Source organism: Geodermatophilus africanus, from assembly GCF_900107105.1.
Taxonomy (GTDB): Bacteria; Actinomycetota; Actinomycetes; order Mycobacteriales; family Geodermatophilaceae; genus Geodermatophilus; species Geodermatophilus africanus.
Genome location: NZ_FNOT01000041.1, coordinates 1 through 7,628, shown reverse-complemented (window position 1 = coordinate 7,628; position 7,628 = coordinate 1). Strand labels below are relative to the sequence as shown.

At 73.2% G+C, this 7,628-nt stretch carries 9 protein-coding genes; 3 read left to right on the top strand and 6 right to left on the bottom strand.

What is annotated here, in order from left to right; all coding sequences use genetic code 11:
- Positions 1–1,180: HNH endonuclease signature motif containing protein (locus BLW63_RS25820; protein ID WP_091162497.1), on the bottom strand; the 1,180-nt coding region annotated here is incomplete at its 3' end.
- Between the two features lie 236 nt (positions 1,181–1,416).
- Here BLW63_RS25820 and BLW63_RS25815 point away from each other — a divergent pair.
- The gene (locus BLW63_RS25815) at positions 1,417–1,896 is read left to right on the top strand and encodes a pyridoxamine 5'-phosphate oxidase family protein (RefSeq protein WP_091162496.1); all 480 of its coding nucleotides are present in this window, start codon (positions 1,417–1,419) and stop codon (positions 1,894–1,896) included.
- 175 nt (positions 1,897–2,071) lie between these two features.
- Here BLW63_RS25815 and BLW63_RS27625 read toward each other — a convergent pair whose 3' ends face one another.
- The 5 genes from BLW63_RS27625 to mftA form a co-directional block, all read right to left on the bottom strand.
- Positions 2,072–2,329 (bottom strand): hypothetical protein, encoded by a 258-nt coding sequence (locus BLW63_RS27625; RefSeq protein WP_211517316.1) that lies wholly within the window; start codon positions 2,327–2,329, stop codon positions 2,072–2,074.
- On the bottom strand, positions 2,326–3,273 hold the full coding sequence (locus tag BLW63_RS25810; RefSeq protein ID WP_211517315.1) for an oxidoreductase: 948 nt from the start codon (positions 3,271–3,273) through the stop codon (positions 2,326–2,328). Before BLW63_RS25810 ends, BLW63_RS27625 begins: the two co-directional genes overlap by 4 nt.
- A 169-nt stretch (positions 3,274–3,442) precedes the next feature.
- A complete protein-coding gene (mftC, locus tag BLW63_RS25805; protein WP_091162494.1) occupies positions 3,443–4,657 on the bottom strand; it encodes a mycofactocin radical SAM maturase in 1,215 nt (404 codons plus the stop codon).
- Positions 4,654–5,028 (bottom strand): mycofactocin biosynthesis chaperone MftB, encoded by a 375-nt coding sequence (gene mftB / locus BLW63_RS25800; protein WP_244522819.1) that lies wholly within the window; start codon positions 5,026–5,028, stop codon positions 4,654–4,656. The genes mftC and mftB overlap by 4 nt, the downstream gene beginning before the upstream one ends.
- Positions 5,013–5,126, bottom strand: a complete 114-nt coding sequence (gene mftA, locus BLW63_RS25795) for a mycofactocin precursor MftA (RefSeq protein ID WP_091162493.1) — start codon at positions 5,124–5,126, stop codon at positions 5,013–5,015. Before mftA ends, mftB begins: the two co-directional genes overlap by 16 nt.
- A gap of 125 nt (positions 5,127–5,251) precedes the next feature.
- Here mftA and mftR point away from each other — a divergent pair, with 125 nt between their 5' ends.
- The gene (mftR, locus tag BLW63_RS25790) at positions 5,252–5,857 is read left to right on the top strand and encodes a mycofactocin system transcriptional regulator (RefSeq protein ID WP_091162492.1); all 606 of its coding nucleotides are present in this window, start codon (positions 5,252–5,254) and stop codon (positions 5,855–5,857) included.
- 275 nt (positions 5,858–6,132) lie between these two features.
- Complete coding sequence (gene mdo / locus BLW63_RS25785) at positions 6,133–7,425, top strand: NDMA-dependent methanol dehydrogenase (protein ID WP_091162491.1); 1,293 nt, start codon at positions 6,133–6,135, stop codon at positions 7,423–7,425.
- The last annotated feature ends 203 nt before the right edge of the window (positions 7,426–7,628 follow it).

Sequence of the window (7,628 nt, the reverse complement as noted above, 5' to 3'; positions counted from 1 at the left end):
GGATCTCGGTGCCGTCGGGTCGCCAGGTGCGCCATCGGCCATCGGGTTGTCGTTCGACCCGGAAGCCGTGGTGGACCTTGGTGTGGTGCCGCTCGCACAGCAGCGCGGCGTTCTCCAGGTTCGTCTCGCCGCCGTTGATCCACTCCAGCAGGTGGTGGACGTCGCACCACCAGGTCGGGGCGCCGCAGCCGGTGAACACGCAGCCGCCGTCGCGGACCTCCGCGGCACGGCGGACCTGGGGCGGGACGAGGCGGACGGTGCGGCCGTAGTCCAGCGGCATCCCATCCGGGCCCATGACGATCCGGGTGACAGCCCCGTCGCAGGCGAGCCAGCGGGCCCGCGCCGCGGAGATGGTCGCCCCGGATCCCATCTCGGCCGCACCGGGACCCGAGTCGGGACCGAAGAGGTCCTCCGCACCGATCTTGATGATGACCCGGGGTTTGTGGCCGCGCAGGACCGGCAGGGAGCCGGCGGCGAGTTGGTTGTCACACAGCTGCACCAGCGCGTCGGCCAGCTGCTGGGTGCGGGTGCGCTCGTCGCCGGCGCACCGGTCGGCCTGCACAACCGACTCCAGCGCGGTCTGCAGCTTCTCTCCACCCACGGCGTCGAGGTCGAACCGGCCAGTGATCGACCCGTCGGCGTGCTTGACGATGGCCAGCCGTCGCCCCTCGGTCGGATCTGGCTCCGGCCCGTCCTGATCCAGCTGGTCGATGTAGTGGTGCACCGCCTGCGCGGTGTCCGCGCACGGAGCCTCGCGGGCCACGTCGGTGAGCACGGCGTCCACCACCGCCAGGTCCACGCGCTGCTCGGCGGCGGCGGCGAGGTGCTCGGGCTCGGCCACCCGGGCGATCACGCCGGCCTGCTCGGCGGTGACCGCGCCCGCCGTGAACGCCGCGGCCAGGGCGGGCAGGTGGACCAACGCGCGGCCGGTGCGCACCACCCGGGCGGCCTCGGTGGTCGACAGGTGGGCGTGGCCGCGCAGCCAGGAGCCCGTCGTCTTGAGCCCGTCGACCTCCGCCGCGCCACTGACTTCGCACTCGCGCACCGTGCGGGCGATTTCGGCGGCCAGCCGGTTCTGCGCGGCCAGCAGCGGCCGCAGCCGATCGAGCAGCGCCGGGCCGAACAGCGGCGCCAGGTCCTCGGCGGCGAGCGCGTCCAGACCGGCCAACAGCTCGTCCACGACACCTCCCCCCGGATCGATCAGGTGTTCGAAGTCTAGCCGATCCGCAGGTGTGGCACCACCTGAATCCCCAGGTCAGAAGGTTGTCCACAGACCCGGTGCGACCCTTGAATCCGCCGTCACGAACCGGTCAGGGCGGCTGCGCCCAGGACCGACCGGCAGGGTGGAGGGTGTCGGCACCCGAGGTCTTGGGCAGGAGTCGTGTCACACCTGATCGCGCACTTCGAGAGGACGACATGAGCGCCGAGGACACCCGCAAGGTCGCCGACCTGCTCAAGGGCCAGAGGTTCGGCTTCCTGACCACCACGACGCCCGAGGGCAAGTTGACCAGCCGGCCGATGGCACTGCAGGAGGTCGAGTTCGACGGGGACCTGTGGTTCTTCGCCGAGCAGAGCGCGCCGTGGCTGACCCACATCTCGCGCTCGCCGCAGGTCAACGTCGGCGTCGGCTCCGGCGGTGACTGGGTCTCCCTCACCGGTGAGGCCGTCGTCGTCTCCGACGTCGCCAAGAAGAAGGAGCTGTGGAACAGCGGGGTCGAGGCCTGGCTGCCGCAGGGCCCGGAGGACCCGTCGGTCGTGCTGGTCAAGGTCGACGGCGACTCCGCGGAGTACTGGGAGAGCCCCGGCAACCGGCTGGCCACCGCGTTCAGCTTCGTGAAGGCCAAGGCGACCGGTGACCAGCCCGACACCGGCGACCACAAGAAGGTCGACCTCTGACAGCCGGCTCCCAGCCGGTGCGCACCGGGCCTCCAGCGGGCCGCACCACCGTGGACGGCGTCCCCCCTCGGAGGTGCCCGGTGCTCACCCTCGCCGTCCTGCTCGCCTTCCTCGCCACGCTCACCGTGGCCGACCTGCTGCCGGTCGACCGCGCGGCGCTGGTCGTGCTGCCGCGCTAGCGCGGCGGCGCGGCGAGCAGTGCCCGCGCCGCGCGCCGTCCCTCGAGCACCGCCTCGAGCACGGTGCGCGGCGCGACGGCGCACGGTACGGACCGTTCCTCCTCCGTCCACCGGTCGGCCAGCACCGCGATCCCGTCGCCGGCCGAGCGCAGCACGGCCGACGTTTCCCGCCGCACCCCGGCCCGCGCGAGCTGCGCGTTGGCCGGCGCGACGTCCCCGCCCGACCGCTCGCCGACCACCGCGTCCGGGGTCACCAGCGTGACCTCCCGGCCGGCCGCGGCCAGCAGCTCGGGGAGAGCGCCCCCCTCGGACGGATCCGCGATGCAGCTGACCAGCGGGTCGCGCACGTCGCGCACCTGGCAGGCCTGGTTGCACAGCGTGCAGGGCCGCACCGGGACGCCGGTCCGCGCCTTGCCCACGGGTCGGCGTCGGCGGTCTGCGCGCGGGTCATCTCGACGGCGTCGGCGACCCCGTCGTCCAGCGCCCGCTGCGCCGCTGCGACGTCCACGACCGAGCCCTGGAGCACGACCGGCGTCCCGCTGGCGGCCGCTCGCATCGAGCGGGTGAGCTCGGCGTTGAACGCGGCCGGGTGTGCCCGTCGGGGGCGGTACGCCGACGGCGTCAGGCCGCTGCCGCGGACGACGACGAGCAGGTCGACCAGCGGGGCCAGGTCCTGCACGTGCTCCACGGCGAGCGAGGGGATGATCCCCGCCCAGGGCGCCTCCTCGTCGCAGCAGAGGCGCAGCGCCAGCACCCGCCCGCGCCCGAGCTCCGCGCGGACGGCGGCCAGCACCTCGTGCAGCAGCCGCAGCCGGTCGGCGCCGTAGGCATCACTCCGGTGATTGGTCAGGCCGGACGCGAACTGCCGCAGCAGCGGGCGCGCGCCGGCGTCGACCTCCACGCCGTCGACACCCGCGCCGACCGCGACCCGGGCAGCGGCCGCGAAGCCCGCGACCAGCGCGTCGACGTCCGCCGGCTCCATCGCGACCGGCACCTCGCAGGTGGCGACGTCGGGCACCGCGGACGGCGCCCACAGCGGGATCTGCCCGTACCCGGAGCTGCCCTGGGCCCCGGTGTGCCCGAGCAAGGCCAGGACGAGCGCGCCGTGCGGCCGGCAGGCGGCGACGACGTCGGCCCACCCGGGTCCGCAGTCGGCCGCGAGGGGTGCCCGCTCATAGGGGTGGTCCGAGACGTGCACCGACGCGGTGTGACCACGACGCCACAGCCGCCCGCGGCCCGGCGGGCGTAGTACGCGACGTGCCGCTCCGCGAGCGCCCGGCCGCGGCCCAGGTTGGTCTCGTGCGGGCCGAACAGCACCCGGGAGGGCGCCGTCCGGCCCGCCAGGACCAGCGGGTCGAGCAGTCCCGTCAGCGCAGCTCGAGCCCGGCTAGCGGCGACTCGTCGCACAGCTTGGCGGGTACTGGCGGCATGCCGAGCAGGGTGGGCTGGCCGCGCACCGGGCCGGTGTGCGAGTGGTCGAGGTGGCTGCGGGGCGGAACCAGGTCGGCGTCACGGGCGGCCAGTGCGTTCTCGCCGTAGCCCTGCACGCACTCGGGGTCGGGCCCGTCCAGCGGCAGGCCGGTGAAGAACTTGGCCGCCATGCAGCCGCCCCGGCAGGCGTCGAAGTGCGCGCACTTCGTGCAGGCGCCACCGGTCTGCGGGCTGCGCAGCTCGGCGAACAGCTCCGAGGACTGCCAGACCCGCTGGAAGCCACCGGGCGAGCGCACGTTGCCGGCGAGGAACGTCTCGTGGATGGCGAACGGGCAGGCGTAGACGTCGCCCACCGGGTCGATCAGGCACACCACCCGGCCGGCGCCGCACAGGTTCAGGCCGGGCAGCGCCTCACCGTAGGCCGACAGGTGGAAGAACGAGTCGCCGGTCAGCACGCGGTCGCCGTTGCCCAGCAGCCACGAGTACAGCTCGCGCTGCTGGGCCTGGGTGGGGTGCAGCTCGTCCCAGACGTCGGCGCCGCGGCCCGACGGGCGCAGCCGGGTGATCCGCAGCTGGGCGCCGTACCGGTCGGTGAGCGCCCGGAACTCGTCCAGCTGGGAGACGTTCTCCCGGGTGACGACGACGGAGACCTTGAAGTCCCGCATCCCGGCCTCGGCCAGGTTCTCCAGTGCCCGGACGGCGGTGGCGTACGAGCCGGTGCCCCGCACCCGGTCGTTGACCTCGGCGGTCGCGCCGTCGAGGGAGATCTGCACGTCGACGTAGTCGGTGGCCGCCAGCTGCTCGGCCCGAACGCGGTCGAGCTTGACGCCGTTGGTGGAGAACTTCACCCCGACGTCGTGGCCGATGGCGTAGTCGAGCAGGTGCCAGAAGTCCGGCCGGACGGTGGGCTCGCCGCCGCCGACGTTGACGTAGAAGACCTGCATCCGCTGCAGCTCGTCGATCACCGCCTCGGCCTCGGCGGTGGACAGCTCGCGCGGGTCCCGCCGTCCGGAGCTGGACAGGCAGTGCGCGCACGCCAGGTTGCAGGCGTAGGTCAGCTCCCAGGTCAGGCAGATCGGCGCGTCCAGCCCGTACTCGAACTGGTCGATCAGCCGCCCTCCGGTGGGGCGCTGGGGAACGACGGCGGTCATGTGCGCTCCTCGATCATCTGCGAGCGGGCGAGGTCGGCCAGCGCCCGGCGGTAGGCGGGCAGCTGCGTGTCGGGGACCCCGCACGCGACGAGGGTGGCGTCGGCGCTGGGCTGCTCGGCCAGCGTCTCGACGACGGCGACCAGCGTCCTCGACTTCAGGAACGACAGCTTCCGGTTGCCGAAGTGGTAGACCAGCGCGCCGAACGGCTCCGGGCGCAGCGCCACTGAGCGGGCCCGCCGCCAGGGCAGCGACGGGTCGAAGTCGGCGGGGGGCGGCGCGGCGGCACCGGATCCCGACGGGAGTGCGGCGCCGGCCTCGCGCACCTGCTCGGCCGGCGCCGCGACGGGGGCGTCGATCAGTACACCCCGCACATTCCGTCGATGGAGACCTCCTCGACGAGGGACTCCTCCACCAGGGCCTCTTCGACCGCGGGAGCCTCGACGGCCTGGGTGTCGTCGGTCTCGGGCACGGTGCCTCCTGTGATCTGGGTTACGCGGTGGCGGGCACGTTAGTGACACCGAGTGCCACCCGGCAACACCGGTCCGCGGACCGCGGCGCGCCGTCCCCCGGTCCGCCGTGGCGCAAGATGGGGCGGTGACCGAGGCGCCTCCGGACGTGCGCGCCGACACGCGTGCCCGCATCCAGCAGGCGGCCCTCGAGCTGTTCGCGCGGACCGGGTTCGAGCAGGTCACGGCCGACGAGATCGCCGACGCCGCGGGGATCAGCCGGCGCACGTTCTTCCGCTGCTTCGCCACCAAGGCCGACGCGGTCTGGGGCGAGTTCGGCGCGCACGTCGACCGGCTGGAGCGGCTGCTGGCGGCCACCCGCGACGACCAGCCGGTGCTCGCCTCGATCTGCGCGGCCTACGTCGAGGTGAACGACTACGCCGCCGAGGACCTGCCGATCCTCCGCCAGCGGATGGCGCTGATCCTCGGCGAGCCGGCGCTGCAGGCCCACTCGCAGGTCCGCTACGCCGACGTCGACCGGGTGGTCGCCGAGCACGTCGCCCGGCGCACCGGGCAGGCCCCCGACGCCCTGCTCCCCCGGCTAGTCGCCACCAGCACGCGGGCGGCCGCGACGACCGCGTTCGAGGTCTGGCTGGCCGACGGGACGACGACGCTCGCCGCCGCCCTGCACGCGGCGTTCGAGCAGCTCGCCCTGGGCTTCCCGGGACTGCGCACGCCGCCCGCCCGCCCCTGACGCCGCGACCTGGTGATCAGGTGAGCCGATCATCGGGGGTCCGGGCTCACGACCGGTCGTGAGCCCGGAGCCGCAACGGTGAGCTCGGACGCGTCGGGACGCCGGCGGAGGCGCGGGGTCCTCCCCCTGCCCGGTCGGGCAGGTGCACCTCGCCGGGTGGGCCGACCTGCTCCTCCGGACGGCCGGTTCCTCCTCCGGACCCCTGCCGCCCGGTGTGACGCCGCTCATACCGTGCGCGCCGACGACTCCCCCGCCGGCACCGGAAGGACCCCGCCATGAACGTCGAAGAACTCCTCAAGCCCTTCCCGATCAAGGAGTTCCACCCGTTCCCGCGGGCCCTCATGGGCCCCGGCGCGCACGAGATCATCGGCCCCGAGGCGCTCAAGCTCGGCTTCAAGCGGACGCTGATCATGACGTCGGGCCTGCGCGGCACGGACGTCGTCCACAAGATCGCCGAGTCGATGAAGTACCACGGCCTGGAAGTCGTGGTCTACGACAAGGTGGAGTCCAACCCCAAGGACTACAACGTCATGGACGCCGTGGCGCTGTACCAGGAGAACGAGTGCGACAGCTTCGTCTCCATCGGCGGCGGGTCCAGCCACGACGCCTGCAAGGGCGCGCGCATCTCGGTCGCCCACGATGGCCGCAGCGTCAACGAGTTCGAGGGCTTCAACCAGTCGGAGAACCCGAAGAACCCGCCGCACATCGCCGTCTCCACCACGGCCGGCACCGGCTCGGAGACCTCCTGGGCCTACGTCATCACCGACACGACGACCGACCCGGAGAACCCGCACAAGTACGTGGCGTTCGACGACACCTCGGTGACGACGCTGGCGATCGACGACCCGGTCCTCTACTACGACTGCCCGGTCGACTACACCGCCCAGTGCGGCTTCGACGTCCTCGCGCACGCCAGCGAGCCCTACGTCTCGCGGCTGAACTTCCAGCCCTCGCTGGGCAACGCGCTGCGCGCCATCAAGCTGACCTCGGAGCACCTGCGGCAGGCGGTCTGGAACGGCCAGGACCTCGGCGGCCGCGAGGGGATGATGTACGCCCAGTACATCGCCGCCCAGGCGTTCAACTCCGGCGGCCTCGGCATCATCCACTCGATCAGCCACGCCGTCAGCGCCTTCTACGACACCCACCACGGCCTGAACAACGCCATCGCGCTGCCCCGCGTGTGGGCGTTCAACATGCCCACCCAGTACCAGCGCTTCGCCGACATCGCCGAGGCCATGGGCGTCGACACGCACGGCATGACCGCTCCCCAGGCCGCCGACGCGGCGCTGGCCGCGGCCATCCGGCTGCTGCGCGACGTCGGCATCCCGGAGAAGTTCACCGACGTCACCCGGGACAGCTACTCGAAGAACCGGCTGGGCCAGGGCCCGACCAAGTTCTACGAGAACGCCCCGGTCATCAACGGTGACGACAAGGACGTCGACCGGATCACCCACCACGTCCTCGGCGACGCCTGCACCCCGGGCAACGCCAAGGAGTGCACGTTCGAGACGGTCCGCCCGGTGGTCGAGCACTGCATGATCGGCGACCTCGACGACCTGCTCGGCTGACCGGCCCTCCGGCCGGACCCCGACCGGGGCGACCTCTCGGCTGAGGTCGTCCCGGTCGACCCGGGGCGGGATGGTCCGCGGGCCACCCCGCCCCTCCCCTCTCACCAGGAGCCCCGGTGACCGAGCTCGCGAGGTCACCCAGATGCAGAGCACCCATGGGCGCGCGGACGACGAGCGCCAGCGAGGAGAACCCGTGACCGAGC